Annotated in this window: 24 protein-coding genes; 10 read left to right on the forward strand and 14 right to left on the reverse strand. The window is 61.9% G+C overall.

Annotated features, from left to right (window positions below):
• Positions 1 to 46: 46 nt before the first annotated feature.
• The gene (locus tag EFD55_RS07330; protein ID WP_125843943.1) at positions 47 to 3382 is read left to right on the forward strand and encodes a DUF1217 domain-containing protein; all 3336 of its coding nucleotides are present in this window, start codon (positions 47 to 49) and stop codon (positions 3380 to 3382) included.
• Between the two features lie 18 nt (positions 3383 to 3400).
• Here the strand turns inward: EFD55_RS07330 and EFD55_RS07335 are convergent, their stop codons facing one another.
• From EFD55_RS07335 to EFD55_RS07345, 3 genes are all read right to left on the reverse strand, one after another.
• Positions 3401 to 4837, reverse strand: a complete 1437-nt coding sequence (locus EFD55_RS07335; protein WP_125843944.1) for an FAD-binding oxidoreductase — start codon at positions 4835 to 4837, stop codon at positions 3401 to 3403.
• 34 nt (positions 4838 to 4871) lie between these two features.
• Positions 4872 to 5846 carry an L-threonylcarbamoyladenylate synthase gene (locus tag EFD55_RS07340; RefSeq protein WP_125843945.1) on the reverse strand — a complete coding sequence of 325 codons (975 nt, stop codon included), beginning with the start codon at positions 5844 to 5846 and terminating at the stop codon, positions 4872 to 4874.
• A gap of 170 nt (positions 5847 to 6016) precedes the next feature.
• On the reverse strand, positions 6017 to 6625 hold the full coding sequence (locus EFD55_RS07345; protein WP_125843946.1) for a DUF6656 family protein: 609 nt from the start codon (positions 6623 to 6625) through the stop codon (positions 6017 to 6019).
• 415 nt (positions 6626 to 7040) lie between these two features.
• On the opposite strand from EFD55_RS07345, the gene EFD55_RS07355 reads away from it, so the two are divergent.
• Together EFD55_RS07355 and EFD55_RS07360 are read left to right on the forward strand one after the other, a co-directional pair.
• Positions 7041 to 8285, forward strand: coding sequence for an aromatic ring-hydroxylating oxygenase subunit alpha (locus EFD55_RS07355; protein ID WP_125843947.1), 1245 nt, complete (start codon positions 7041 to 7043; stop codon positions 8283 to 8285).
• 144 nt (positions 8286 to 8429) lie between these two features.
• Positions 8430 to 8912, forward strand: coding sequence for a BA14K family protein (locus EFD55_RS07360; protein ID WP_125843948.1), 483 nt, complete (start codon positions 8430 to 8432; stop codon positions 8910 to 8912).
• A gap of 53 nt (positions 8913 to 8965) precedes the next feature.
• Here the strand turns inward: EFD55_RS07360 and EFD55_RS07365 are convergent, their stop codons facing one another.
• Positions 8966 to 9961: a transporter gene (locus EFD55_RS07365; RefSeq protein WP_125843949.1), complete on the reverse strand. Its 996-nt coding sequence runs from the start codon at positions 9959 to 9961 to the stop codon at positions 8966 to 8968.
• 262 nt (positions 9962 to 10223) lie between these two features.
• Here EFD55_RS07365 and EFD55_RS07370 point away from each other — a divergent pair, with 262 nt between their 5' ends.
• The 4 genes from EFD55_RS07370 to EFD55_RS07385 all read left to right on the forward strand — a co-directional run bounded on the left by EFD55_RS07370 (position 10224) and on the right by EFD55_RS07385 (position 13708).
• Positions 10224 to 12002 carry an acyl-CoA dehydrogenase family protein gene (locus tag EFD55_RS07370; RefSeq protein ID WP_125843950.1) on the forward strand — a complete coding sequence of 593 codons (1779 nt, stop codon included), beginning with the start codon at positions 10224 to 10226 and terminating at the stop codon, positions 12000 to 12002.
• A gap of 10 nt (positions 12003 to 12012) precedes the next feature.
• Positions 12013 to 12768: a crotonase/enoyl-CoA hydratase family protein gene (locus EFD55_RS07375; RefSeq protein ID WP_125843951.1), complete on the forward strand. Its 756-nt coding sequence runs from the start codon at positions 12013 to 12015 to the stop codon at positions 12766 to 12768.
• Between the two features lie 126 nt (positions 12769 to 12894).
• Positions 12895 to 13230 (forward strand): ArsR/SmtB family transcription factor, encoded by a 336-nt coding sequence (locus tag EFD55_RS07380; RefSeq protein WP_245438416.1) that lies wholly within the window; start codon positions 12895 to 12897, stop codon positions 13228 to 13230.
• 4 nt (positions 13231 to 13234) lie between these two features.
• Positions 13235 to 13708: an SRPBCC family protein gene (locus EFD55_RS07385; RefSeq protein WP_125843953.1), complete on the forward strand. Its 474-nt coding sequence runs from the start codon at positions 13235 to 13237 to the stop codon at positions 13706 to 13708.
• Between the two features lie 9 nt (positions 13709 to 13717).
• Here the strand turns inward: EFD55_RS07385 and EFD55_RS07390 are convergent, their stop codons facing one another.
• Both EFD55_RS07390 and EFD55_RS07395 read right to left on the reverse strand, forming a co-directional pair.
• Positions 13718 to 14968: a class I SAM-dependent RNA methyltransferase gene (locus EFD55_RS07390; protein ID WP_125843954.1), complete on the reverse strand. Its 1251-nt coding sequence runs from the start codon at positions 14966 to 14968 to the stop codon at positions 13718 to 13720.
• Positions 14965 to 15711 carry a TlyA family RNA methyltransferase gene (locus EFD55_RS07395; RefSeq protein ID WP_125843955.1) on the reverse strand — a complete coding sequence of 249 codons (747 nt, stop codon included), beginning with the start codon at positions 15709 to 15711 and terminating at the stop codon, positions 14965 to 14967. The genes EFD55_RS07390 and EFD55_RS07395 overlap by 4 nt, the downstream gene beginning before the upstream one ends.
• Before the next feature lie 132 nt (positions 15712 to 15843).
• Here EFD55_RS07395 and EFD55_RS07400 point away from each other — a divergent pair, with 132 nt between their 5' ends.
• Positions 15844 to 16848, forward strand: a complete 1005-nt coding sequence (locus EFD55_RS07400) for a DUF4424 domain-containing protein (protein WP_125843956.1) — start codon at positions 15844 to 15846, stop codon at positions 16846 to 16848.
• A 217-nt stretch (positions 16849 to 17065) separates the two neighbouring features.
• Positions 17066 to 19003, forward strand: coding sequence for a methyl-accepting chemotaxis protein (locus tag EFD55_RS07405; protein WP_125843957.1), 1938 nt, complete (start codon positions 17066 to 17068; stop codon positions 19001 to 19003).
• A gap of 187 nt (positions 19004 to 19190) precedes the next feature.
• Here EFD55_RS07405 and dxs read toward each other — a convergent pair whose 3' ends face one another.
• From dxs to EFD55_RS07430, 5 genes are all read right to left on the reverse strand, one after another.
• Positions 19191 to 21107 (reverse strand): 1-deoxy-D-xylulose-5-phosphate synthase, encoded by a 1917-nt coding sequence (gene dxs / locus EFD55_RS07410; protein WP_125843958.1) that lies wholly within the window; start codon positions 21105 to 21107, stop codon positions 19191 to 19193.
• 165 nt (positions 21108 to 21272) lie between these two features.
• A complete protein-coding gene (locus tag EFD55_RS07415; RefSeq protein ID WP_125843959.1) occupies positions 21273 to 22196 on the reverse strand; it encodes a pirin family protein in 924 nt (307 codons plus the stop codon).
• 130 nt (positions 22197 to 22326) lie between these two features.
• Complete coding sequence (locus tag EFD55_RS07420; protein WP_125843960.1) at positions 22327 to 23094, reverse strand: SDR family NAD(P)-dependent oxidoreductase; 768 nt, start codon at positions 23092 to 23094, stop codon at positions 22327 to 22329.
• A gap of 89 nt (positions 23095 to 23183) precedes the next feature.
• Entirely contained in the window at positions 23184 to 23435 is a 252-nt protein-coding gene (locus EFD55_RS07425) for an exodeoxyribonuclease VII small subunit (protein WP_003545921.1), read from the reverse strand.
• Between the two features lie 2 nt (positions 23436 to 23437).
• Positions 23438 to 24373, reverse strand: a complete 936-nt coding sequence (locus EFD55_RS07430; protein WP_125843961.1) for a histone deacetylase family protein — start codon at positions 24371 to 24373, stop codon at positions 23438 to 23440.
• Positions 24374 to 24661: 288 nt separating this feature from the next.
• Here EFD55_RS07430 and EFD55_RS07435 point away from each other — a divergent pair, with 288 nt between their 5' ends.
• Positions 24662 to 25063 carry an acyl-CoA thioesterase gene (locus EFD55_RS07435; protein WP_125844107.1) on the forward strand — a complete coding sequence of 134 codons (402 nt, stop codon included), beginning with the start codon at positions 24662 to 24664 and terminating at the stop codon, positions 25061 to 25063.
• Here EFD55_RS07435 and EFD55_RS07440 read toward each other — a convergent pair.
• The 3 genes from EFD55_RS07440 to EFD55_RS07450 are packed head-to-tail and all read right to left on the reverse strand — an operon-like array spanning position 25060 to position 26930.
• Positions 25060 to 25623 (reverse strand): biotin transporter BioY, encoded by a 564-nt coding sequence (locus EFD55_RS07440; RefSeq protein WP_125843962.1) that lies wholly within the window; start codon positions 25621 to 25623, stop codon positions 25060 to 25062. The genes EFD55_RS07435 and EFD55_RS07440 overlap by 4 nt on opposite strands.
• Positions 25624 to 25647: 24 nt before the next feature.
• Entirely contained in the window at positions 25648 to 26256 is a 609-nt protein-coding gene (locus EFD55_RS07445) for an energy-coupling factor transporter transmembrane component T family protein (protein WP_125843963.1), read from the reverse strand.
• Positions 26256 to 26930: an energy-coupling factor ABC transporter ATP-binding protein gene (locus EFD55_RS07450; RefSeq protein ID WP_125843964.1), complete on the reverse strand. Its 675-nt coding sequence runs from the start codon at positions 26928 to 26930 to the stop codon at positions 26256 to 26258. Before EFD55_RS07450 ends, EFD55_RS07445 begins: the two co-directional genes overlap by 1 nt.
• Between the last annotated feature and the right edge of the window lie 17 nt (positions 26931 to 26947).

Below are 26947 nucleotides of genomic sequence, written 5' to 3' on the forward strand. Positions count from 1 at the left end.
GCAGTGCGTGATTCTCTTAAAGAATTTGCCGAAAAGGGCGCTTTTCATGATTACGGCTTCCCTCGCATATTCGATTTTGTCGAAGGATATGACGTCCAGCCTCGCCAAGGTTGCGTCGCAGTCGACCGTCAAGAAGGAAGCCCAGTACTATGCGGACAATATCAATAAGGTCAAAACCGTCGACGACTTCCTCGGCGATTACAAGCTCTACAGCTATGCGATGAAGGCCTATGGCCTCGAGGATATGACCTACGCCAAGGCCTTCATGAAGAAGGTGCTGGAAAGCGATCTCACCGATCCCAACAGCTACGCCAACAAGCTCTCCGACACGCGTTACCGCGAATTCGCCGCTGCCTTCAATTTCAACTCGCCTGAAAAGGATGTGCAGACGGATGCGCAGGAGGACGATCTCATCGGCCTCTACAAGCAATCCTTTGTCGATGCCGACAACGCCGCCACTGCCGAAAGCACCTATTACAGCAACAATATCGACTCCGTGCAGACCGTTGACGATCTCGTCAACAACACCCGGCTGCGCACCTATGTGCTGAAGACCTTCAAGATCGATCCCACCTATGCGTCGAAGGATTTCCTGCGGCAGGTGCTGACGAGCGATCTCAGCGACCCCTCGAGCGTGGTCAATACGCAAGGCGGCGACAAATACAAGGCGCTGGCCGCCCAGTTCAGCTTCAACGCCGACGGCACCGTCACCGGCACGGCGCAGACCGCCGCGCAGAAGGCCTCGGTCATCGAGACCTATACGTTGAACTCCCAATCGCTCATCATCGACAATTCGGTCGGTTCGGATGTCTACTACGTCAGCAAGACGGCGGCCGACTACAACAAGGCCTATTACACCGCCAAGATCGGTACGATCACCAATGTCGACGATCTGGTCGCGGACAACCGCCTGACCTCCTACATCAAGACGGCCTACAGCATGGGGGCTGACTTTACGGCCCCAGCGCTGCGCATGGTGCTCACCGATCCAAGCTATGCCCAGCTGATGGGCTTTACCAATGTCTATAACGCCTTCAATTTCAAGGCTGACGGCACGACCTCGAACACCGTGCGTGTTCAGTCGATCGACCAGGCGAACAAGCTGCAGTCGGCTGCCTCAAGCACCAGCAATTATTACACGGTGACTTCTCAATCGAGCGCCATCACCAATGTTGATGATCTCCTCTCAGACAGCGTTCTGGCGCGTTACATCAAGGATGCTTACGGTCTCGGCACGAGTTTCAGCAATGCCGATTTGAAGAACATCCTGACCGATCCGTCCTATGCCGCGGCTCAGGGGCATGCCGACATCAACGCCGCCTTTAACTTTCAGGCGGACGGCTCGATCAACGGATCCGCGATCCAGACAGCGGCGCAACAGAAATCGACCACCGACAAGTCGGCGGCGAACGCAGCACACTTCAACAGCATGATCGGCAATGTCACCAATGTCGATGACATCATGTCCGATCCGGTTGCGGTGAGCTACCTCAGAAACAGCATGCAGATCGCAGACAGCGTTTCCGATGCGACCTTGAGGACTTTCCTGGTCGATCCTTCGGCTGCTGCCGCCCAAGGCTATGGCGACGTTCACGACCTCTTCAATTTCAAGGCGGACGGATCGGTCGCGACCCTTCATGCCTCCCAGAGCGCCTCTCAGAGCGCGAGCACGGCCAGCAAGGCCGATAGTGCAGCAGTCTATTACCAATCGACGATCGCGGGCATCTCCAACGTCGATCAGTTGCTGGCAGATCGCAAACTGAACAATTTCGTGCGCAACGCCTATGGCATCCCGTCGACGGTCAGCGATGTCGCTCTTCGCGCTATCCTGACCGACCAGAGTGGCACCGGCACTTATGCCGACGTCGCCGCCGCCTTCAATTTCAAGGCGGACGGCTCGCTCAAGGACGGCATGGCTGCGCAGACGGCCAGCCAGATCAACAGCACGAAATTTAGCGCTTCGGCACGCACGGACGACTATTCTGCCCGGATGACGTCGATCGGCAACGTCGACGAGCTGCTGGCTGATCCCGCCATCACCAATTTTCTGAAAAGCACCTACGATCTGCCTTTCGATATCTCGGACGCCGATCTGAAGAGCATTCTGACCGATCCCACGGCTGCAGCTGCAGCCGGCCATGCCGATCTCAACGCGGACTTCAACTTTGCTGCCGACGGATCCCTTCCGGCTCTCAGCTCGGTTCAGAACGCCGATCAGGCCCAGGCCACCAACGACAACTATGCTGCACGCTACGACGATGAGCGCGACGAGGCGATCGACGAGGTAGCGTCCAACTACAAAACCATGATGGCCCCCAGCAACAGCCTGCTGGACTTTTCCGATATCAAGACCGTCAATGATTTCCTGCGCACCAATGCGACGGCTGATTTCACTAAGAGCAATGATAATCTGCCGGATCCCTATCACGTGGCGTTGCAGGCCTTTGGCCTGACGGAGCAGGACGTGCCGCGGTCGATGATGCGCAAGATCCTGACCAGCGATGCCTACGATCCGAAGGGATATATCGCGTCCCTCAAGGATGACCGCATCACCAAGATGGCCCGCGCCTTCAACTTCGGTCCCGACGGCAAGGCGGCTTCACCCTTCCAGGCTCTGCCCGACGCGACCATGGCCAAGTACGCCACCGACTACAAGTCGCATATGACCATGCTGCTGAAGGCCGGGCCGGTGAAGGACAAGGCATCGAAGGATGCGACGGCCGAGGTCGATTATTTCGCCAAGGGCATGGCAAAAGTGAAGTCGCTCGACGATTTCCTGAATGACAGCCGACTGACTGGTCTGGTGCTCAAGGCGAACAACCTCGACCCGAAGAATTACGACAAGGCCACGCTGAAGAAGATCTTCACCTCGGATCCGGATGACAAGAAGAGCTACCTCAACACCAAGGCTGACGCGCGCTTCAAGGATATTGTCGCTGCCTTCAACTTCGATAAGGACGGCAACCTCACCCGCGCCAAGATCGGCGCCATCCAGAACAAGGCCGCCGAGGACCACACTCAGCAGCTCTTCGTCCAGCAGACGATGGAAACCCAGCAGGGCCAAAGTAACGACGGTGTCCGTCTCGCCCTCTATTTCAGCCGCAAGGCCCCGAGCATCACCTCGATCTATTCGATCCTCGGCGACAAGGCGCTCTACCAGGTGATCACCACCGCCTACAGCCTGCCGACGCAGATATCCGGCATGGATGTCGCCAAGCAGGCCGATCTTGTCGGCCGCTTCGTCAAGCTCGAGGATCTTCAGGATCCGAAGAAGGTCGACAAGCTGTTGCGGCGGTTCACCGCGATGTACGACGTCAAGAACAATACGCAACAGTCACCGGCACTACAGCTCCTGACCGGCGGCGGTACGCAGAAAAGCTGATCGCCCTGACCGTCGGCCTCAAGGATCGAGGCGGACCACTTTTCCCGGGTTCATGATGTTTGCCGGATCGAAGGTGCGTTTGATGCGGCGCATCAGCTCGATTTCGATCGCCGGGCGGATTGTCGCCAGCTCGTCGCGCTTCAATTGGCCGATGCCGTGTTCGGCTGAGATCGAGCCGTTATGAGCAAGCACCAGCCCGTGAACGATGTGGTTCATCTCGTGCCAGCGGGCGATGAAGGCGTCCTTGTCGGCGCCGAGCGGCTGGGAAATATTGTAGTGGATGTTGCCGTCGCCCATATGGCCGAAGGCGCAGATGCGGGCTCCGGGCATTGCCGCCATCACCGCTTCTTCGGCTTCCGCCATGAAATGCGGAATCCGCGAGACCGGCACGGAAACATCGTGCTTGATCGAGCCGCCTTCCGGCTTCTGGGCTTCCGACATGCTCTCGCGCATGTGCCAGAGCGCTTTCTGCTGCGCCACCGACGAGGCGATCGCGGCATCCAGCACCAGGCCGGCCTCGAATCCCTGCTCCAGCAGAGCGTTCATCATCCGCTCCGCCGTCTCGGCCGAGTCCGACGTTGAAATATCGATCAGCACGTACCACGGATAGGCCGCTTCCAGGGGATCGCGCACGCCGTCGATGTTGCGCGCGGTGATCTCCACGCCGAAGCGCGGCATCAGCTCGAAACCGGTGAGCGAGGCGCCGCAGAGGCTGGAGGCGAGGTTGAAGAGGGCAAGCGCGTCTTCGACCGAATTCAGGCCGGCAAAGGCCACCTGATGGCCGAGCGGTTGCGGGAAGAGCTTCAGCACAGCGCCGGTGATGATGCCGAGCGTGCCTTCGGCGCCGATGAAGAGGTCGCGCAGGTCGTAACCGGTATTGTCCTTCTTTAGGCGGCGCAACCCGTCCCAGATCTCGCCGGTCGGCAGCACCACTTCGAGGCCGAGGCAGAGCTGGCGCATATTGCCGTAGGCAAGCACGGCCGTGCCGCCGGCATTGGTGGAAAGGTTGCCGCCGATGCGGCAGGAACCCTCCGAGCCAAGCGACAGCGGAAAGAGCCGCCCATGCTCCTCGGCCGCCTTCTGAACCTCGGCAAGGATGGCCCCGCCATCGACCACCAGCACGTTGGCCACCGGATCGACGTCGCGAATCCGGTTCATGCGCTCGAGCGACAGGATGATATCGGACTTGCCCTCACGCGGCGTCTGGCCGCCGACAAGGCCGGTATTGCCGGTTTGCGGCACAATCGCCGTTCCGGTCTCCGTCGCAAGCTTCATGATCGCTGAGACTTCGGCGACCGAGCCCGGTTTCAGGAGGAGAGGGGAGGAGCCGTGATAGAGCCCACGGTTTTCGATCAGATGCGGAGCAAGGTCGGCCTCGCCGCGAAGCGCGTATTTGTCGCCGACGATGGCGGCGAAGCGGTCGAGATGCTCGGTGGAAATGCTGGCGTTGGTCATCGGCTCGCTTCTCTATCTCTATGCTTGGCGGTTTTCAGTCGCGGGGAGCGGCCGCCCGTAGCAGGCGGTCGTTGATGGCTTCGCCCAGTCCCTCTTCGGGGATTCGCGAAAAGGCGATGCTCGACGCCCCGCTGGCATCGGCCCGCTTCATGTAGTCGAAAAGATTTGCCGCCGCTTCGGCAAGGTCGCCGCGCGGGCTGAGGTCGAGAACGATCCGCGCACCGTCCGCGCCGGATACAGCAGCGCTGCCGAAGGCGATCAACGCCTCGCCCGGTTCCACCGCCGTCGCATTGAGGCGCACGGAAGCGCCGGGCGCGTAGTGTGAGGCGAGCATGCCGGGCGCCTCGATTGCGGCCGATGCCTTGTTCGCACGCAGCAGCGGCTTGCCTGCGACGCGTTCGATCTCACGTGCCGCCAGCCCGCCCGGCCGAAGCAGTCTCATCTGCCCGTCCTCCACCTTGACGATCGTCGATTCGACGCCGACGGCGCTCGCTCCTGCATCGAGGATCAGCGGGATCTTCGCTCCGAGATCGGCTTCGACGTGAGCGGCACTCGTTGCGCTGATTCGGCCTGATGTATTGGCGCTGGGGGCTGCGAGCGGCCGTCCGAAGGCGCCGATCAACGCGCCTGCGAAACCCTTCGGCACGCGGACGCCGACGCTGTCGAGCCCGGCGGTTGCCAGCGAATGGATCGGGCTTTGAGGTTTCAGCGGCAGCACCAAGGTCAGCGGGCCCGGCCAGAAAGCTGTGGCGAGCACCCGGGAAACCGGATCGAATTCGGCGTACTCCTCGGTCATCGCAAGATCGGCCATGTGGCAGATCAGCGGATTGAAGCGCGGCCGTCCCTTCGTCTCGTAGATGCGGGTGATGGCTGCCGGATTGGTGGCGTCGGCGGCAAGACCATAGACGGTCTCCGTCGGCACGGCGATTGCAAAGCCGTCGGCAAGAGCCGCGCAGGCCGCTTCGAGCGCTGCCTGTCTATCTGCCGTAATGTCGATTATGCGTGCCATGTCCCGTCCGGTGGTTTCCCGGCAGTCATTAGGCTTTCCGTCGCCCGCGATCAATCGCGATGTTCGTCCAATGCATGTCGCCCAAAAGTGTGGCGCGGTTTTGGGACAACGACATGCATCGAATGAAGACCCAAAGCGCGCCGCATGAATCCGATTTGGCGCGACGCGCTTTAGAGTTGGCGGATGATTTCGCGCAGCTGTTCGTTGCGAGCGCCGAGCAGCAGGATGTTGCGGATCGCCGCCTGCGGATCATGGGTGCGGAAGAGCAGCCCGTTGCCGCGCACGGACCTGTCGATGGTCATCCTTTCCGCGGAGTTGTCGCCCGGTTTGATGGCGACGGCGAAATACATGCGGGAGTAACCGACATCGATATGTTCGAAGAAGTTGTCGTTCTCGCCGATGTCGGAATAGAAATTGGCGATGTAGAAGGCCCAGCTCACCTCTTCGTAGTGGGCGAATTTCGTGCGCGCGGCGGTGACGTGGCAATAGCCGAGATGCGGGCTGTCCTCCAGCGTCCGGTGGAAGATCATCTTCGGAAACTGGATCGACCGGTGGAAGCCGTTGATGTGCTGATGCGTCTTCTCGCCGGCCACCTGCAGTTTGCGGCCGGTTTTTGCCGCCACCTCCTCATGGGTGAGGTAGCGTTTTTCCTCGGCCAGCCAGTGCCGCCGCTCGCGTGTGATGCGGCCGGTGCGTAAGAATTCGGAATGCGCCGCAATCAGCTGCGGTTCCTGCAGTTTGCCTGCTTCTTTCGCATCGAAATAACGGAGTTTGGCCATGGTTCGCGTTCTTCGGTCAGTCTGCAATCACCACGAGGATAGAGCGGTATGCTTAACGCGATGTTAAAGCGGCCCGGCAACCCAGGGAATGCTAAGGCAAGCACCGGCATATGTCGCAGATGCGACGACTGTCGGTATCAGGCAGCGGATCTCTTTGCCGAACCGGTCTTTACGCCATGGCGCAATTGACGATAATTGCCTGAAGAGTCGGGCGATGCGATCGACCAGAATAAGCCAGTGGCGCCTTGCGGCATCCTGTCGTCAATTTCGAAGCCGATGTCGCATTATAACCAAGCGGCAGACATGCTCGGTGATTAAATGACGCCGTGAACAATTCTCCCGAGGAGAAGGAAGCGGGCGCGCTTCCGCCGGCCTTCTTCTCAAGGCTGGCAGCCTGATGCACGAGGACACAAAGATGGATATTCGCAGCAACGTTTTGCGTCAGCTCAAGAACCGCCGTGAGGGCTTCAGCCTCGAGCAGCCGTTCTACACCGACGAGGATTATTTCCGGCTTGATATGGAGATGATCTACTATCGCGACTGGCTGTTTATCGGTCATGATTGCGAGCTGCCGAAGCCGGGCGCCTATTTCACCGTTCAGATCGGCACTTATCCTGTGGTTATCGTCCGCGGCCGCGACAATGTCATCCGCGCTTTCCACAATAGCTGTCGCCATCGCGGCTCGCGCGTCTGCACCAAGGAGCATGGCTCCTCCGTGCGTCTCGTCTGCCCCTATCATCAGTGGACCTATGATCTCGACGGCAAGCTCGCATTCGCCCGCCATATGGGCGACGATTTCGACAAGAGCGGCTTCAACCTGAAGCCCGTCCATTGTGAGAGCGTGGCAGGCTACATTTTCATCTGCCTTGCCAACACCGCCCCGGATTTCCAGCCGATGCGCGACAAGATCGAGCCCTATATGGCGCCGCATCGGATCGGCGAGACCAAGGTCGCCTTCCAGAGCACGATCATAGAGAAGGGCAACTGGAAACTCGTCTGGGAAAACAACCGCGAGTGCTATCACTGCGCCGCCAACCATCCCGAACTCTGCCGCACCTATCCCGAAGCCCCGAGCGTCACCGGCACGGACGGCGGCGCCGACGATCCGGAGATCGCGGGCCATTGGGAGCGCTGCGAAGCCGCCGGACTGCCCAGCAAGTTCCAGATTTCGCCGGACGGTCAGTTCCGCACCGCCCGCATGCCGTTGATCGAGGATGCCGAGAGCTACACAATGTCGGGCAAGCCCGCCGTCAAGCGCCGGATGTCCGACGACATCTCGATCAACCGTATCGGCACCATGCTGCTCTTCCATTATCCGACGACGTGGAACCACCTGCTCGGCGACCACGCCATCTCCTTCCGCGTGCTGCCGCTCAGTGCCAACGAGACGGCGGTAACGACCAAGTGGCTCGTCCACAAGGACGCGGTCGAAGGGGTGGATTACAATCTGGAAGAGCTGACGCACGTCTGGACGGAGACCAACGACCAGGATCGCCGCATCGTCGAGGAAAACGCCTTCGGCATTCACTCGCCGGCCTACGAGCCCGGTCCCTATTCCGCCGTGCACGAGGGCGGTGTCATGCAGTTCCTCGAATGGTATTCGAACTTCATGGTGAACCGCCTGCAGGGCGATCAGGCGAAAATCTCGGCCGTTGCCTGATTTCGCTGTCCGCACCAGTTAATGTCTGGTTCAGTTCAGCTGATCTAAAAGGAAAAGCAGCCGGCCCCGGCTGCTTTTGGAACCATTCTGGCGTCAAAGCATTGCTGGGCAGGCGGTGATCGCTGTTGAATGGGAGATGAAGCAATGATCGGGCTGAGAAACAAGATCGCGACCGCAGTGCTGGCCGCCGCCGTCGTTCTGACAGGTTTCGTGCCGTCGCAAGCAATCCAGATGCCCACTGCTCCGCAGGTGGAAAAATCCTCCGCGGTCGAGAGCGTCCAGTACCGCCGTTATTATCGCGGCGATTATTACCGGCCCGGCTATCGGCCTGGCTATCGCCCGGGCGCCTATTACCGGCCCGGCTGGTATGGCGGTTATCGCGGATATAGCTATTACCGTCCGGGATATCGCCATTATAACGGCTACTGGTATCCGCTCGCTGCCTTCGGCACCGGTGTGATCATCGGCGGCGCCGTTGCCGCGCAGCCGCGTTATGTCGCGCCCGCACCTAGCATGGGCTCGGCTCACGTGGCCTGGTGCGCAAACCGCTACCGTTCCTATCGGGCCTACGACAACACGTTCCAGCCCAAAAACGGCCCGCGCCAGCAGTGCTATTCGCCTTATTGATGCCTGCCTGCTGAACTGCCAAACGCTCGGCGGTCACGCCGGGCGTTTTGCATTCAAAGAATATCCACGCGCCTCAGCAGCCACCACGCGAAAGCGATGGAAGCGATGATGAGGGCGACGGCGTATTCCGTGCCGTAGTCGCCGACGGCGAAGGGCAGGTTTGCCGTGTTCATGCCGAAGAAGCCGGTCACCAGGGTCGGCGGCAGCAGGAAGGCCGTCATGATCGACAGCAAATAGAGGTGGCGGTTGGTTTCGGAGGATTGTTTCGAATCGATTTCTTCGTGCAGCAGGCGTGCCCGGTCTTGCAGCGCATAGATATCGTGGTCGACCGTTTCCAGCCGGCTCGTCAGTCGCCGCGCTACGTCGTCGAAGCCGAAGGGCATCTCATCGTCATCGGTCGCTGCGGCCCGGCGCATCAGCGCCAGCACCGTGCGCAGATGCCGATGCAGCCTGACCACGGTACGCCGCACCGGCGCCAGGCGCCGGCGTTCGTCGCGTGGTGCGTTGTCGTAGACGATGTCCTCGATCAGGTTCAGCTCTTCGGTGAGTTCGATGACGATCGCAATCAGCGTGCGCTGGAATTCGATGACCAGCAGTTCGAAGAGATCGACCGGCCGCGAAAATTTGCCCGGATTCTTCTCGATCAACGCGCGCGCCCGTTCGACGCTGCGCAGCGGCTGCAGTCTGGTGGTAATGATGAAGCGGTCGGACATGGCGAAATGCAGCCAGCCGAGATTGTTGGTATCCTGGGCGAAATCGCGCTGGCAATCGACGAGCGTGCCGTAGAGCATCTGCTCGTCGACGGTGATGGCCGCATGCGTATCGCGCGTCGTCAGCGCCGATTTCGCGTCCTCCGTCAATCCGTCCAGGGTATCGAGCAGTGCCGGCACGCGGGCGTCGACAAGGTTGAGATGCAGCCAGTAGAAACAATTGTCGGCGGTCAGCTCTGCCACGGTCGCGCTGTTGTTCAACCGCACCGCGGTCTTTTCCTCAGGCGAGAAACGATAGGCCCAGACGAAACCGGGTATGTTGACGGGCAATGTATCCATTGTTCGCCGATCCTTTGCGAAGGCGATTTCATTTCTCAGGGCGCAGCGCGTCCAGTTGGACGCGCTAAGCACCCTCTATCACGTTATGCACTAGAGATTCTCCATGACGTTCATTTGTGCAAGGGCGCAAGAGCCATGCGCCATGGCGGGCGAATTATCGCACAGCGGTTGCGGAAATCGAAATTGACGTTTACGTAAAAATCAATTAGCTCTGAACCCGGAGGGTTTGCCTTGCGCAGGCGATCTCAGGAGGAAAAATACCATGTATAAAGCGCCCGTCGAGGAAATCGCGTTTACGTTGAAGCACGTAGCCGGCATGGGCGAGGCGCTTTCAAAAGGACTGCTCGGCGATCTCGGCGAAGATCTGGTCGACGCCATTCTCGCCGAGGCGGGACGTTTTGCCACAGAGGAAGTGGCCCCTCTCGCCGAAATCGGCGATCGCCAGGGTGCCCGTCTGGCCGATGGCGAGGTCAGGCTGCCGGACGGCTGGCGTGATCTCTATCGCAATTGGATCGCCGGCGGCTGGAACGGCCTCACGGCGCCGGAAGCGTTCGGCGGCCAGGCCTTGCCGCATATGCTGAACGTCGCAGCCCTCGAAATGTGGAATTCCGGCTCCATGGCCTTCGCGCTCGCCCCGACGTTGACGATGGGTGCGATCGAGGCCGTCAGCGCCCATGGCAGCGCCGTGCTGAAAGACAAATATCTGGAGAAGATGGTGTCAGGCGAATGGACCGGCACCATGAACCTGACGGAACCGCATGCCGGTTCCGATCTCGGCGTCTTGAAGACCCGCGCCGAGCGCCGCGACGACGGCAGCTACCGTCTCTTCGGCCAGAAGATCTTCATCACCTGGGGCGAACATGATGCGGCCGAGAACATCATCCATCTGGCGCTTGCCCGCCTGCCGGATGCGCCGGCCGGCACACGCGGCATCTCGCTTTTTCTGGTGCCGAAATTCCTGGTGAACGACGACGGTTCCCTCGGTCCCCGCAACGATCTCTTCTGCCACTCGCTGGAGCACAAGCTCGGCATCCACGGTTCGCCGACCTGCACGATGATCTATGGCGACGGCAAGTTCGGTGATGAAAAAGGTGCTGTGGGCTGGCTGGTCGGCGAGGAGAATAAGGGGCTCGCCTGCATGTTCACGATGATGAACAACGCCCGCCTTGCTGTCGGCATGCAGGGTGTCGCGATCTGCGAAGCCGCCACGCAGAAGGCTCTCGCCTATGCCAGGGAACGCACGCAGGGCAGGGCGCCCGGCTGGAGCGGCGCCGGCATGAGCCCGATCGTCGAACATCCCGATGTCGCCCGTATGCTGCTGACCATGAAAGCCTTGACGCAAGGGGCGCGCGCCATCTCCTATGCCTGCGCCCACGCGATCGACATGTCCCACCGGGCAAGCGACGATCGCCGGCACTGGCAGGAGCGCGCCGCTTTGCTGACGCCGATCGCCAAGTCCTTCTCGACCGATGCCGGCGTCGAGGTCGCCTCCCTCGGCATTCAGGTCCATGGCGGCATGGGCTTCATCGAGGAGACTGGTGCCGCGCGTTATCTTCGCGATGCCCGCATCGCGCCGATATACGAGGGCACCAACGGCATCCAGGCGATCGACCTCGTCACCCGCAAGCTGCAGCTCTCCGGCGGCGATCAGGTGAAGGGCTTCATCGCCGAACTCCGAGAGATCGCCGGCGCTGTCCGCAACTCCAATCTGCATGGTTTCGGTGAAACCGCCGCCAGGCTCGACGCCGCTATCGCCGACCTCGACGAGGCGACCGCCTGGCTCTTGAAAATGCTTGCCGATGGCAAGGCCGCCGAGGCGCTCTCGGGTGCAACGCCCTATCAACGCTTGTTCGGGCTCGTGCTCGCCGGCTCTTATCTCGCCAAGGGCGCGCTCGCCGAGAGCAGCGATGGAGCAGGCGAGGGCCGCGTCGTGCTCTGCCGCTTTGCAGCCGAAAACCTGCTCGCCGAGACCGCAGCCCTTTGCGACCGGGTCGTCAATGGCGCGGCAAGCCTCGCCGCCGCCCGCATCCTGCTTGCCTGAGGAGCCCCCAATGACCGATCATATCGTCGTCGAGCAACCTTCTGCCTATCCCGGCGTCCAGCTCATCCGCTTCAACCGGCCGGAAAAGAAGAATGCCATCACCCGCGCCATGTATCGCAAAATGGCCGATACGCTGAACGCGGCCAATGCTGATCCCGGCATCCGCGCCACCGCCTTCCTCGGCACTGAGGGTTGCTTCTCGGCCGGCAACGACCTGAATGATTTTCTCGCTGCCGCAATGGGCGGTCGCGGCCTGGAGCAGGAAATCCTTGATTTCCTCTATGCTCTGGTGAATGCCGAAAAACCCGTCGTCTCCGGTGTCGACGGCCTTGCGATCGGCATCGGCACGACAATCCATCTTCATTGCGACCTGACCATCGCATCGAGCCGCAGCCAGTTCCGCACGCCCTTCGTCGATCTGGCGCTGGTGCCGGAGGCAGGTTCCAGCCTCGTCGCGCCGCGCCTGATGGGCCATCAGCGCGCTTTCGCCATGCTTGCCGCCGGCGAAGGTTTTTCGGCCGAGGAGGCGAGGGAAGCCGGTCTAGTCTGGAAGGTTGTCGAGTCAGGCGAGGTCGATGCCCTGACACTTGGTCTTGCTGCAAAGCTCGCAGCCAAGCCACCGGAGGCGATGCGCATCGCCCGCGATCTCATTCGTGGCGACCGTGGCGAGATCATCGCCCGCATCGACGAGGAGGCTCGTTATTTCTCGGCGCGGCTGAAAAGTGCCGAGGCCCGGGCGGCTTTCGAGGCCTTCATGCGCCGCTGAGGCCCTCAAACAGGCTGATTTTCCGTGGCGCCGGAAGCTTAGGTGTTGACCTAACTATCTCGTGACTCTTGTCGCTGCGCTTCTATAGTTAGGTATATGCCTAACCAATCAAAACCACTCGATCTGATGTTCCAGGCGCTGGCCGATCCGGCCCGGCGCAGCATGGTAGACCGCCTCTGCAGCGGGCCGGCCTCCGTCAAGGAGCTGGCCGAGCCGCTTAAGATGGCGCTGCCCTCGGTGCTCCAGCATTTGCAGATGCTGGAAGCGAGCGGCCTCGTGCGCTCCGAAAAGATCGGGCGCGTGCGGACATGCCATATCGAACCGGCGGTCCTCCGCTCAGCCGAGGCTTGGATCAACGATCGCCGGACTCATTGGGAGCAAAGCCTCGACAGGCTGGGCGACTACCTGAAAGCCAATCCGGACGGGCCGGAAACTGAAAGAGAACCAGAGACAAGGAAGTAAGAACATGGAGGAAGACCGCAGCACCCTCCATTCCACCTTCTCCGTCGAGCGCACCTATGAAGCCTCCGCCAAGCGGGTCTTTTCCGCCTGGTCCGATCCGAAGGCGCGCCTGCAGTGGATTTCGCCAGGCGAGAATTTCTCCACCACCTATATCGAGAATGATTTCCACGTCGGTGGCCGCGATGTCAGCCGCTTCCAGTTCGGCAGGGGCGACGAATATGTTGCCGATGCCCGCTATGAGGACATCGTCGAGGATCGCGGCATCGTCTATACCTATACGATGTCGCACAACGGCCGGCGCATATCCTCGTCACTGACGACGGTCACCATCGCGCCGATGAAGAGCGGCACCCATGTCGTTGTCACTGAACAGATCACCATCCTCGATGGCGGCGACAAGGTGGAATACCGCCAGTCGGGCATTGCCGGCCAGCTGGATCAGCTCGGCGTCTTCCTCGAAAGCGAAGCGGTGAACTGATGGAGAAGCCTACTTCTCCAGCGTCGCCACCACCTCGACATGCGATGTCCAGAGGAACTGGTCGATCGGCGTCACTCCGGTGATCCGGTAGCCGCCTTCGACGAGGATTGCGAGATCGCGCGCCAGCGTCAGCGGATTGCAGCTGACGGCTACGATCCTCTTCACCGCCGATCGGGCAAGCTCCTTGCATTGGAATTCGGCGCCGGCGCGGGGCGGATCGAAGACGACGGCGTCATAGGGTTTGAACTCCTGCGTCATCAAAGGGCGACGGAAAAGGTCGCGCTTCTCGACGGTGACAGGCTTCAGTCCGGGTGTGTTGCGCGCGGCGAGATCGAGCGCCGCGAGCGCCTTCGCTTCGGCTTCGACGGCGTGCACGCGGCCGATCCGCGCCAGCCGCAATGAAAACGTGCCGGCGCCGGCAAAGAGATCGGCAATCCGCTTGGCCTTGCCGGTATGGGCAAGCACCAGTTCCGCCATCGCTTCTTCCGCCGGTTTGGTCGCCTGGGCAAAGCCACCCGGCGGCGGCGACACCTGGACGCCGCCGAAATCGATGAGCGGCTTGGACGGTTCGATGAGGATTTCGCCATTAAGAGTGACACGGGCGATGCCGCGCAGGTTGAGCACGGTTTCGACCGCCTTGCGCCGTTGCGGGTCCGATAATTTCTTCACGTCGTCGACGGCGACATCGAGGCCGGAGAGCGTTTCGAGCACGGTGACGCGGAAGGGTTCGGCACTGGTCGCCAGCGAAGCGGCGATCGCCTTGATCGCCGGCAGCCGGGCAATGATGCCTGCCGCGGAGATCGGGCATTCCTCGATCGCGACGATATGATGGCTTTCGGCCTGGTTGAACCCGATCAGCATGTCCTTCTCGGTCTTGCGCGCCGCAAAAACCGCACGTCGCCGTTCGCCCGGCCGGGCCGGAACGATTTCAGCGACCTCTGGCGTCAGCCCTTTGGATTTCAGCGCATCGATGACCAGCTGGCGCTTGAAGGCGCGGTAGGGACTATCCGCCAGATGCTGCAGCGTGCAGCCGCCGCAGGTGCCGTTCAGGCCGTCGGGGCCGAAATGCCGGCAGGCCGGCTCCTGCCGGTCGGGCGAGGATGTCGTGATCGACATGATCGTGCCCTGGCTTTTGACCCGGGCGATCGCCACGGTTTCCCCGGGCAGGGAAAAGGGTACATAGACCGGTCCACCGGCGCTGCTGGTGATGCCGTCGCCCTGGGCGCCGAGCTTCTCGATCGTGACGGTTTCGGTGCTCATGGTTTCAATCCTGCCAGGAGGAATTCCTGATTGCCGTCGCCGCCGGAAATCGGGGAGGGAATGAGGCCGAGGCTTTTCCAGCCCATGTCCTCGACGAACCAGCGTTCCAGCTCCGCAGCAACAGTGGGAGCAGACGACGGGTCCTTCAGCAGCCCGCCCTTGCCGATCGCCTCGCGCCCCGCCTCGAACTGCGGCTTGACCAGGAGCACGGCGACGGCGCCCGGCCCGGCGATCTCGAGGGCCGGCGCAAGCGCAAGCTTCAGCGAGATGAAGGAGACGTCGGACACGATGAAGGTGGCGGGATGGCCGATATCATCTGCCGTCAGGTTGCGGGCGTTGAGGCCTTCTTTGTTCGTTACGCGTGGGTCGGTCGCGATACGCGGATGCATCTGCCCATGGCCGACATCGATCGCGGTGACATGCGCGGCACCCCGTTGCAGCAGCACCTCGGTGAAGCCGCCTGTGGAAGCACCGATGTCGAGACAGTGATGCCCTGCGGGATCGAGCCGGAAGTGGTCGAGAGCGGCGGTCAGCTTGAGTGCGGCGCGGGAAACATAGTCCTGCGCCGGATCGTCGATCTCGATGACGGCGTCCTCGCCGAAGAGCGCGCCGGCCTTGGTCACCACCTGGCCGCCGATCTTCACGGTGCCGCGTTGCACGGCGTCGCGGGCCCGCGAGCGGCTGGCGAAGAGGCCGAGGGTGACGAGAAGCTGGTCGAGGCGTTGGCTGTTTTGATCGGACATCGGCTGTGAATGACCGGCAAAGCCGCCGGTTGCAAGTATTTTGTTCCGGAAACCGTCATTGACCCTCAAAAGCTTTAGGCGATAATCCTGCCGCGGCGAAATGCGGGGCGGGCCGCAGGCACGGGGTGTTTTATGCTGAAGCTCTTCACTCTTCTTGTCGCGGCGGGGATCGCATCGCCCGCGCTCGCGAACGATACGATGGCCGAGGTCAAGACCGGCGGGCTGATCTTCGCCCAGTCCGACGATGTCAGCATGGCGGAGGAGGATCTTTTCATTTCCGCGTCGGAAGTGCGCGTCGACTACGTGTTCGAGAACACCTCCGACAAGGATGTCGAAAGCCTGGTTGCTTTCCCAATGCCTGACATCACGGGTCAGGTGGACAACAATTCCGCCATCTCCGATTATGACAGCGATAATTTCCTGCATTTCTCCACCGTGCAGGACGGCAGCCCAATCACCGCCAAGCTACAGCAGCGCGTCGTCTCGCTCGGCATCGATGTGACCGACGAATTCGCCAAATATGGCATTCCCGTCCTGCCTTTCAGCCAGAAGACGACCGAGGCGCTCGCAAAGCTTCCCGAAACCGTCCGGAAGGACTGGATTGTGCGTGGCCTCGTCTATCCCATGGCGGAGGGCGATAGCAACGGTGCCGAGAAAATTACTCTCGTGCCGCTCTGGACGCTGCGCTCGACCTATTGGTGGCGCACCACCTTTCCGGCGAAGAAGAAGGTCAACGTTGAGCATCGTTACAAGCCGGCCGTCGGCGGTACCGTGGCGATCAGCTTCCTCGAAGACGGTGAGCCGAAAGGTGAGCGTTTCGAGGAATATTCCCGCAAATATTGCCTGGATGGTGATTTTACCAGGGTCGCCCAGCAGCGCGCCCGGGAAGCGGAGGCCGGAGGCGCGAACTATACGGAAAGCTGGATCTCTTATGTTCTGTCGACCGGCGCCAACTGGGCGGGACCGATCAGGCGCTTCCAGCTGACGATCGACAAGGGCAAGTCCGGCAATCTGATCAGCTTCTGCGGCAATAACGTTCAGAAGATCGGTCCGACCGCCTTCCGGATGACGGCGGAGGATTTCGATCCCGAGAAGGACCTTGACATCCTGATCCTCAGCCCTCCGGAAGCGCAATAATTCTTGGCCTCGGCGCTGCTGCGCCGCACAATTAAACAAATTTAAAGCCTGCCCGCATAGGTTCGGCTCGATTGCAGCGGTTCGTGCAAACTGCTTCACGCCATGAAGGCGCAGGCGTTTTCCGCCAATCATGTTCCCAATTCAGACGTCCCTGCGGTTGCGCGTTTCGCGCGACCTGCCTCTCGCCGTGTAGACTGTCGTCAGGAGAAATTCATCGATGTCCACTAAAAACATATCCTTGAACGGTAAGCTTGCGGCCACGTTCGCAGCTCTCATCCTCATCTTCATGTCCGTTTCCGTCTTCGTCTATTCCAAGGCGACGGCATCCGCAGCCGCTTCTGCCGAGCAGGAAAAGTCCGAGCTGCTCGTCAACCAGATCGACGACGCGCTGCAGGCGATGCTCGAGCAGGCCGTCAATCTGCGCGGCTTCATCCTGTTCCGCAGCGACAGCACCTACGCCGATATCTTCGCCAATCGCGAGCGCATGCTGAAGGCGATCGCCGCCGCCAAGCAGACGGCTGCCGCCGAGCCCCAGTTGGTCGAGATGATCGACGGCATGCAGAAGGCCGCCGACCTCTACTTCCATGAGCTCGCCGAGCCGCAGGCCAAGGCCCGCAAGGAGACCGACACGCCAATCGAGGAGGTCGTCAAGATCGGCGTCAACGCCGCCAAGGGCCAGCTCGACGGCTTCCGCCAGGCCTCCGCCAAGATCAAGGCGACCGCACGCGAAAAGTCGGATGCGCTTGCCACGGTTCAGGCCGATGCCAATAGTGACCTGAAGACGACACTGCTTGCCGGCGGCATCATCGCCTCGTTTGCCGCCGCCGTGCTCGCCTGGCTCATGTCGCGCACCATCGTCGGCCCGATCGTCGGCATGACGACCGCCATGGATCGCCTTGCCGGCGGTCAGAACGATATCGAAGTTCCCGCCACCGATCGCGGTGACGAAGTCGGCCGCATGGCCCAGTCGGTTCTGGTCTTCAAGCAGGCGGCGATCGAAAAACTGCGGCTTTCCGGCGAGACCGACCGCATGCGTGACGAAGCCGAGCGCCAGCGCCAGGCAAGCGACGAACAGAAGGCGCGCGAGGAAGGCGAGATCCGCTATGCCATCGACGCTCTGGCGGGCGGCCTTGCCGGCCTTGCCGTCGGCGATGTCGCCGCGCGTATCCAGACGCCGTTCGCGCCGCAATATGACAGCCTGCGCAACGACTTCAACAACGCCGTCGAAAAGCTGCAGGCAGCTCTGCAGTCGGTCGGCCGCAATGCCTCCGCGATCAATGCGGGCGCCGGCGAGATCCGCTCGGCGGCTGACGATCTTGCCCACCGCACGGAGCAGCAGGCTGCCGCCGTCGAGCAAACCGCCGCAGCACTTGAGCAAGTGACGACGACCGTCCGCGACAGCGCCAAACGCGCCGAGGATGTCGGCAATCTTGTCGAGCGCACCCGCCTTGGCGCTGAAAAATCAGGCGATGTCGTCCGCAAGGCTGTCTCCGCCATGCAGCAGATCGAGAAATCCTCGGGCGAAATCTCCAACATCATCGGCGTCATCGACGACATTGCCTTCCAGACCAACCTGCTTGCTCTCAACGCGGGCGTGGAAGCGGCCCGCGCCGGTGATGCCGGCAAGGGTTTTGCCGTCGTCGCCCAGGAAGTGCGCGAGCTCGCCCAGCGCTCGGCCAATGCCGCCAAGGAAATCAAGGCGCTGATCACCACATCGGGCGAGCAGGTCATTGCCGGCGTCTCCCTCGTCGGCGAGACCGGCAAGGCGCTGGAAGCGATCGTCGCCGAGGTGCAGGAGATCAACCGCCATGTCGGCGCGATCGTCACCGCTTCGCGCGAACAATCAATCGGGCTGCAGGAGATCAACACCGCCGTCAACAACATGGACCAGGGCACGCAGCAGAACGCTGCGATGGTCGAGGAGCAGACCGCGGCAAGCCATGCGCTCGCCCAGGAGGCAAACGCTCTCGACGAGTTGCTGCATCAGTTCAAGCTCGGCCAGATCGCCTCAGCAACCCGCGCAGCCGTCGCCGGCACGAACGCCCGCCCGGTCGCCTCTCCGGCCCGCGCACTGACCCGCACCGTCGCCAAGGCCTTCGGCGGCAGGCAGGCAAGTGCTGCGGCTGCGGTCCAGGAAGACTGGACAGAGTTCTGACGGCGCGTCTGTTTAGGGAAAGGGACGTTAAATGGAAGGGCGGGGCAGCGATGCGTCGCCCTTTTTTATTGGGCGAAACGGCGCACTCGGGGGCAAGAACTGCCTCTCACCCTAACCCTCTCCCCGTTTAGGGGGAGAGGTGCCGACAGGCGGATGGGGGGCACTTACGGCACGCCCGTCAATTGCGTTATCCCGCAACCCCAACCGCAACACCGCGCCCAAGCGCCCGGAACACCGTCGAGACGATCCCGGCGCGATCGAGCCCGGCATGGGCATTCATCGCCTCGGGCTTGGCCTGCTCCATCCAGATATCGGGCATCACGAGCGAGCGTACCTTCAGCCCGTTGTCGAGCAGGCCTTCGGTTGCGAGGAAGTGCATCACTTGGCTGCCAAAGCCGCCGATCGAGCCTTCTTCGACGGTGATCACCATCTCGTGGTGGCGGGCGAGCTGGCGGATCAGATCGTGGTCGAGCGGCTTGGCGAAGCGTGCATCGGCGACCGTCGTCGAAAGCCCGGCAGCGTCGAGATCCTCGGCGGCGAGCAGACAGTCGGCAAGACGTGTCCCGAAGGAGAGCAGCGCCACCTTGGTGCCTTCCTTGACGATCCGGCCCTTGCCGATCTGCAGGATTTCACCACGCGCCGGCATATCGACGCCGACACCTTCGCCGCGCGGATAGCGGAACGAGATCGGTCCGGCGTCATAGGCCACCGCCGTGCGCACCATGTGCTTGAGTTCGGCCTCGTCGGCCGCTGCCATGACCACGAAGCCGGGCAGGGTGGTAAGGAAAGCGGTGTCGAAAGAGCCGGCATGCGTCGGCCCGTCGGCGCCGACGAAACCGGCGCGGTCGATCGGAAAACGCACCGGCAGGCCCTGGATCGCCACGTCGTGCACGACCTGGTCGTAGGCGCGCTGCAGGAAGGTGGAATAGAGCGCCGCAAATGGCTTGTAGCCTTCCGCCGCAAGGCCGGCGGCGAAGGTCACGGCATGCTGCTCGGCGATGCCGACGTCGAAACAGCGCGACGGAAAGGCTTCGGCGAGCTTGTCGAGGCCGGTGCCGTTCGGCATGGCCGCGGTGATGCCGACGATCTTGTCGTCGAGGGCCGCTTCCTGCACCAGTGCCTCGGCAAAGACGCTGGTATAGCTCGGCGCATTCGGCTTGACCCGTGCCTGGGCGCCGGTGATGACGTCGAACTTGTTGACGCCGTGATATTTGTCGGCCGCAGCTTCCGCCGGCGGATAGCCCTTGCCCTTCTGCGTGACGACATGGATCAGCACCGGTCCACGCGCATTGTCGCGCACGTTGCGTAAGACCGGCAGCAGGTGATCGAAGGAATGCCCGTCGATCGGCCCGATATGATAGAAGCCCATCTCCTCGAACATCGTGCCACCGGTGACGTAACCGCGCGCATGCTCGACGGCGCGGGTGATCGCCCGGTCGATGTTCTTGCCGAGATAGGCCGTCAGCTTCTTGCCGAAGTCGCGGAAGCCCATATAGGTGCGACCCGAGGCGAGGCGGGCGAGATAGGCACTCATCGCGCCCGTCGGCGGCGCGATCGACATGTCATTGTCGTTGAGAATGACGATGAGCCGCGCGTCGAGCGCGCCGGCATTGTTCAGCGCCTCATAGGCCATGCCGGCCGACATCGCGCCATCGCCGATGACGGCGATGACGCGGCGGTCCGCCTTGTCGAGGTCGGCGGCGATCGCCATGCCGAGACCGGCCGAGATCGAGGTCGAAGAATGTGCCGCCCCGAAGGGATCATATTCGCTCTCCGCCCGGCGGGTGAAGCCGGAAAGCCCGTCCTCCTGGCGCAGCGTCCGGATGCGATCGCGCCGGCCGGTCAGGATCTTGTGCGGATAACATTGATGGCCGACGTCGAAGATCAGCCGATCATCAGGCGTGTCGAAGACGCTGTGGATGGCGATCGTCAGCTCGACCACGCCGAGACCGGCGCCAAGATGACCGCCGGTGCGCGACACCGCATCAATCATTTCGTCGCGGACCTCGCGTGCAAGCTGCGGCAGGTCGCGATCCTCGAGCTTGCGCAGGTCGGCGGGATAATTGACCTGGTCGAGCAGGGGGGTCTTCGGCAGTTGTGTCACGGGCGGGCGCTCTTTCTTGCTTTTCCTTGTCTCGCTTTATTCGATTAGAATACGGCAAAACAAGCGCATTTCAGGAACCGAAGGTTTTCACCTTAGAGCATGATAACGAAAAGTGTGAGCGGTTTTCGAAGGATATCCTGCTCTAATTCGTCAGCGCGGGGCGGTTCAGCTTTCCGGCAAAGGCACGAATTCCTCTTCGTCGCCCGGAACGATATCGAAGCGGCCGGTACGCCACTCCTCCTTGGCTTTTTCGATCCGTTCCCTCGAGGAAGAAACGAAATTCCACCAGATATAACGCTTCGAATTCAGGGCCGCGCCGCCGAAGAGCATTAGGTGGCAACCCTCGCTGCCGGCTTCGAGCGTGATCGCATCGCCCGGCCGGAAGACCAGCAGCTGGTCGGCGGCGAACCGGTCGCCCGAGATGACGACATCGCCGGAGAGCACGTAGACGGCGCGCTCCTCGTGGCCCGCGCCGAAGGGAAATCGGGTGCCCGGCTGCAGGTTAAGATCGACATAGAGCGTGTCGGAAAAAACACGGACGGGCGACGTCATGCCTTCGAACGAGCCGATGACGACACGTCCGCGCACGCCTGTTGTTTCGATCAGCGGCATTTCGGTCTTTTCCGTGTGGGCGAAGGAGGGATCGATCTCCTCCTTGTCGTCGGGTAGCGCCAGCCATGTCTGCAGCCCCGACATCAGCAGCGGATGACCGCGAAGATTGTCGGGTGTACGCTCCGAATGCACGATGCCGCGCCCCGCCGTCATCAGGTTGATGTCTCCGGGGCGGATGACTTTTTCGGTGCCGAGGCTGTCGCGATGGCGGATTTCGCCGTCGAAGAGATAGGTGACCGTCGACAGCCCGATATGCGGATGCGGCTTCACGTCGAGCGCCTCGTCCGGCTTCAGGATCGCCGGCCCCATGCGGTCGAAGAAGATGAACGGGCCGACGAGCCGGCGCTGCCTGCTGGGGAGCGCGCGCCGCACCTGGAAGCCGCCGATGTCGCTGGTGCGCGGGATGATCAGGTTCTCGATCGCGTCGCAGGCGAAGGCATCGCCGGGCAGGGGGTCTTTACCAGGAAAGAAGGACATGACGGATCTCCTGTCGCTATCGCACCGCGCGTCTTTCAGACGCGCAGAGGACGCTGTAGCATTTTGAATGACGCAGCAGGCGCATCGATCAGAAATAGCGCCTTGCGGTTCATTGCGAAAGAGCGCCGGCTCAGATCGCGGTAAAGCCGTTGTCGACGAAGAGGTGGGCGCCGTTGACGAAGTTCGATTCGTCGCTTGCCAGATAAAGGGCGGCCCGCGCCACATCTTCGGGTTCGCCGATCCGCCCCTGCTGCGCGGCGATGGCGGCGTCGGAAACATCGACGCCGAGCGCCTGCAGGTCGGCGACCTCGCGCAGACCGTGCGGCGTGCGGATAAAGCCGGGGCAAACGGCGTTGCAGCGTATGTTGCGGTCGCGGAATTCGACGGCGATGGCGCGGGCAAACATGTGCACCGCGCCCTTGGTCGTGTCGTAAAGCACCTCCATCGGCGTGGCGGCGACCGCGGAGATGGACGAGGTGCAGACGATCGAGCCGCCGCCCGCGGCAATCATCTTCGGCAGCACGGCCTTCGTCATCAGGAACATCGAGCGCACATTGACGGCGTGAAGCCAGTCCCATTCCTGAAGCGTCGTTTCCAGGAAGGGTTTGATGACGATCGTGCCGGCATGATTGAAAAGCACCGTGACCGCGCCGTAGCGTTCTTCCACACCTGCAACGGCGGCATTGACGGCGGCTTCGTCCGAAACGTCGGCCGTCCAGCAATCGGCCTCACCGCCGGCATCACGGATCGCCTTGACGGTCTCATCAGCCGCCTGGCCATTGCGGTCGATGATCGCAACGCGCGCGCCTTCCGCAGCAAAAAGCTTCGAGGCGGCACAACCCATGCCGGTCGCGCCGCCTGAGATGATGGCGACCTTGCCCTTCAACCTGTCCGTCATTCCATTGTCCCCTCATTGTTTTCGCAGGGGGATCATAGAGCGGTCTGAAGCCGATCGCCAAGCGCTGTCAAAGGGAGTTTTGCTGCGCCTCAGGCGCCGTCCAGCGGCTCGACGCCCTGCGGCTTGCCGGCGCGGTCGAGGCGGATCTTCTCGATGCGGTTTTCAGCGGCCGAAAGCAGGGTCTCGCAATGTTTCTTGAGCGCTTCGCCGCGCTCATAGATCTCGATGGATTCATCAAGCGCCACATCGCCGCGTTCCAGCCGGGCGACGATGCTTTCGAGTTCGGCAACCGCCTTTTCGAAGGAAAGGCCTGATACCTCAGGCTTGGCGCTGTCAGTCATTCTCAACCCTTCATCATTCTCAGAATATGCATGCCCGCCGATTCGGCGAGGCCTTCGAGATCATAACCGCCTTCGAGCAGGCTTACGACCCGGTTCTTCGCGTATCTGTCGGCCAGTTCGAGGATGCGTCCGGTCGCCCAGTCGAAGTCCTCGCCCGTCAGGTTGATCTGCGCCAGGGGATCGCGGTGATGCGCGTCGAAGCCGGCCGAAATGATGATGAGATCCGGCCGGAAATCGGCGACAGCGGGCAGCACGCGTGACTTGAACGCCTCGCGGAAATGGTCGCTGCCAACGTTCGGCGAAAGCGGCGCATTGACGATGGTGTTGTGCTTGCCCTTCTCGTCCTTGGCCCCGCTGCCGGGATAGAGCGGCATCTGATGCGTCGAGCAGAACAGCACCGAGGCATCGTCCCAGAAGATATCCTGCGTGCCGTTGCCGTGGTGCACGTCCCAGTCGACGATGGCGACGCGCTCGGCGCCGTGCGCCTTCTGCGCGTGGCGGGCGGCGATCGCTGCATTGTTGAAGAAGCAGAAGCCCATCGCCGTCGTCTTCTCGGCATGGTGCCCCGGCGGGCGGGCGGCGACAAAGACATTATCGGCCCGACCGGTAAAGACGTCGTCCACCGCGGCCATCGCCCCGCCGATGCCGGTCAGCGCCGCCTGCAGGCTCTTTTGACTGGCATAGGTGTCGGCTTCGAGCTGGTTGATCTCACCCTCTTCCTCGGGAATCTCCCGCATGACCGCGGTCAGATGTTCCTCGGGGTGCGCAAGCAGCACCGCATCCTCGTTCGCCTGCGGAGCCTGCCTGCGCTCCAGCCGCTCGAAATTTGGGTGTTCTAGCGCCATGTTGATGGCGCGGATCCTGTCCGACCGCTCCGGATGGCCGGCGGGCGTCACGTGTTCCAGGAAGATCGGATGTTCATAAAGACGGGTGCTCATGGAGACACTCTATCGGTCGCTTATGTCATGTTCCACAGCAGATGGGGCATCGCCGGGCAATTTCAACAAGCGCTCTTGTCGCGCCTTCGCAGCTCGGGGTATCGCGAAACCTTCTTCGGTACATCTGTCTCGAAAACAGCATCATGGCAGCGCCTCATCTTCATACAGCTGCGTAAACTATGCTGTAACGCTTTGAACTACTGTATGATTTCGTCCTTAAATCATTTCCGGTTTGAAGATTTATGCAGTAATGTCGGGCTTGGGGAATATTGTAAGGCAGTTTTGTTGATGAGTAAGTCGAAACGCCCTGGTGTGGCGGAAATACACGTGCCGTTTCGCGATGTCGATATGAACGGCCAGATGTTTCTGGCATCCTATATCTCTTATGCAGAGTCCGCTCTTTCAAGCTTCTGGTCGTCACGCCCCGACGTGAAGGACGAACCGCTCTACATAGCCAGCAAAGTCTCCTGCCTTCTCCACCGACCGCTGCACTTTGACGAACCGGCCACCTTCACCGCCGCCGTCGACAAGATCGGCGTGCGTTCCATCGGCTTCCTGATTTCCATCGAGACAGGGGAAGAGCGCGCCGCCGAGGTGGAAATCATCTGGCAGGCCCGCGCCCGCGAAGACCAGTCGCCGGCCTCACTGCCGGAGGAGACGCGCGACTGGCTTTATCGGTTTTTGGATTAGGCGCGCGCCGGCAGCAGCGGGTAGCCGACCATGACGGCGCGGCCGAGGAGAGCGGCGACGACAGCTTTGGTCACGTCGCCGGGGAGATAGACCATCGAGCCGACGAAGGCTTTCGGGAAGCCCATGCCGCCGGCGGTCGCCAGATAGGTGATGCCGAAGGCGTAAAGCACGACGATGCCGCCGACCATGGCGGCGAGGAAGAAGCTTACTGTCTGCACCAGGCCGGATTGCTGCTCATTGACAAGCCGTTCGCTCAGATAGCCGGTGACGAAGGCGCCGAAGATCCAGCCTACGAGGAAGCCGGCCGATGGCGAGGCGAAGATGGCAAGCCCGCCGCGGCCGCCGGAGAGAACCGGATACCCGAAAGCGACCAGCAGCAGCACGATCAATACAGCGATCGCGCCGCGCCGGGCGCCGAGGACCACGCCGGCCATCATCACGCCGAGTGACTGGGCGGTGATCGGCACCGGGATGAAGCCAAGCGTGATCGGCGGCAGCAGGCCGAGCGCCACGATGATCGCGGCAAAGAGGGCGGTAAGAACGAGGTCGCGGGTGCTCATCATGAACTCCGTAATTTTTAATGGTTAACTCACATGCCGCCGAATGCCGCGCGCGTCAATCGCCGCTGCGACATTATCCGCATCCCTGAGCGTCAGGATGATCAGCGGTGCAAGCAGCGTTGTCGGCCGGACCTTCAGGCCGCGCGCCTCATGTGCCTCGCGGATTGCCTGATACCGGCCGAGAATTTCCGGCACGAAGCGCAGGACGAGCCCGATGGCGAGACCGATATCGTCGGCCTGCACCCAGCCGGTGCGTTCCAGCGGGCGGGCAAGCGCCGTCACCTCGTCGATGAACTGCGCAATGGTCGTCGTCGCCGTCACGGCGGCGGCCAGCAGCATCAGTGCCGTCAGCCGCAGCAGGGTCACCAGTGCGTCGTGCCAGGGGTTGAAGATGAGGTTGAAGAGCGCCACGATGACGATCGTCAGGAAGATCGGCCGCAGTCGTCTCAACGCTTCCACCACGGGCATGCCGACCGTGCGGCAGACGATCGCCGCCAGCAGCACGGCGGCCGAAAGCAGGGTGATGTCCTTGCTGATGAACAGCACGATGCTGAAGATCGCGAGCGACAGCAGCTTTACCCGCGGCGAAAGCCGGTGCATCGCACTGTTGCCTTCGACATAGAGCGACTGCATCAGGCGGCGATCTCCCTGTAGCAGGCGATCGCTTCGGCTGCTGGCGCATCCGCGGCAAGCCGCCCTTCATGAAACAGCAGCACCCGCTCGAAATCGGCGACCAGGTCCAGATCGTGCGTGATGACGATGGCGCTTTCCTCGAGCCCGGTGATGATCTTCTCGACCAGCGCCCGGTTCTTGAGGTCTAGCTGGTTGGTGGGTTCGTCAAGGATAAGAATGCTCGGCCCCGTCGCAAGCACCGAGCAGAGGGCCGCCACCTGCAGTTCGCCGCCGGAAAGCTCGTGCGCCCGGCGATCGGCCAGCGCCTGCGCGCCGAAACGGGCAAGCACGCCATCGACCTTCGCCTCGATCTCCGCCTTGGTGAAGCCGCGCCGCTTTAGTCCGAAGGCGATGTCGTCCCTGACGATCGGCAGGATGATCTGGTTCTGCGGCGACTGGAAGATGAAGCCGACATCGGGCGCCGCCGCCTTCTCGTCGGCCATGTCGCGGCCGTTGACTGTGACGCGACCGACCGACGGCTTGGTCAGCCCGTTGATGAGGCGCGCGAAAGTGGTTTTGCCCGAGCCGTTCAGCCCGATGACGCCGATGCGTTTGCCGCTGATGCCGAGTGTCAGCGGTTCCAGCGCTACCCGCGCTCCGAAACTGACCCCGGCGCCTTCGAAACGAATATCCAAACCAAGCCTCGCATCCA

Source organism: Rhizobium pisi, assembly GCF_003938655.1.
Classification (GTDB): Bacteria; Pseudomonadota; Alphaproteobacteria; order Rhizobiales; family Rhizobiaceae; genus Rhizobium; species Rhizobium pisi.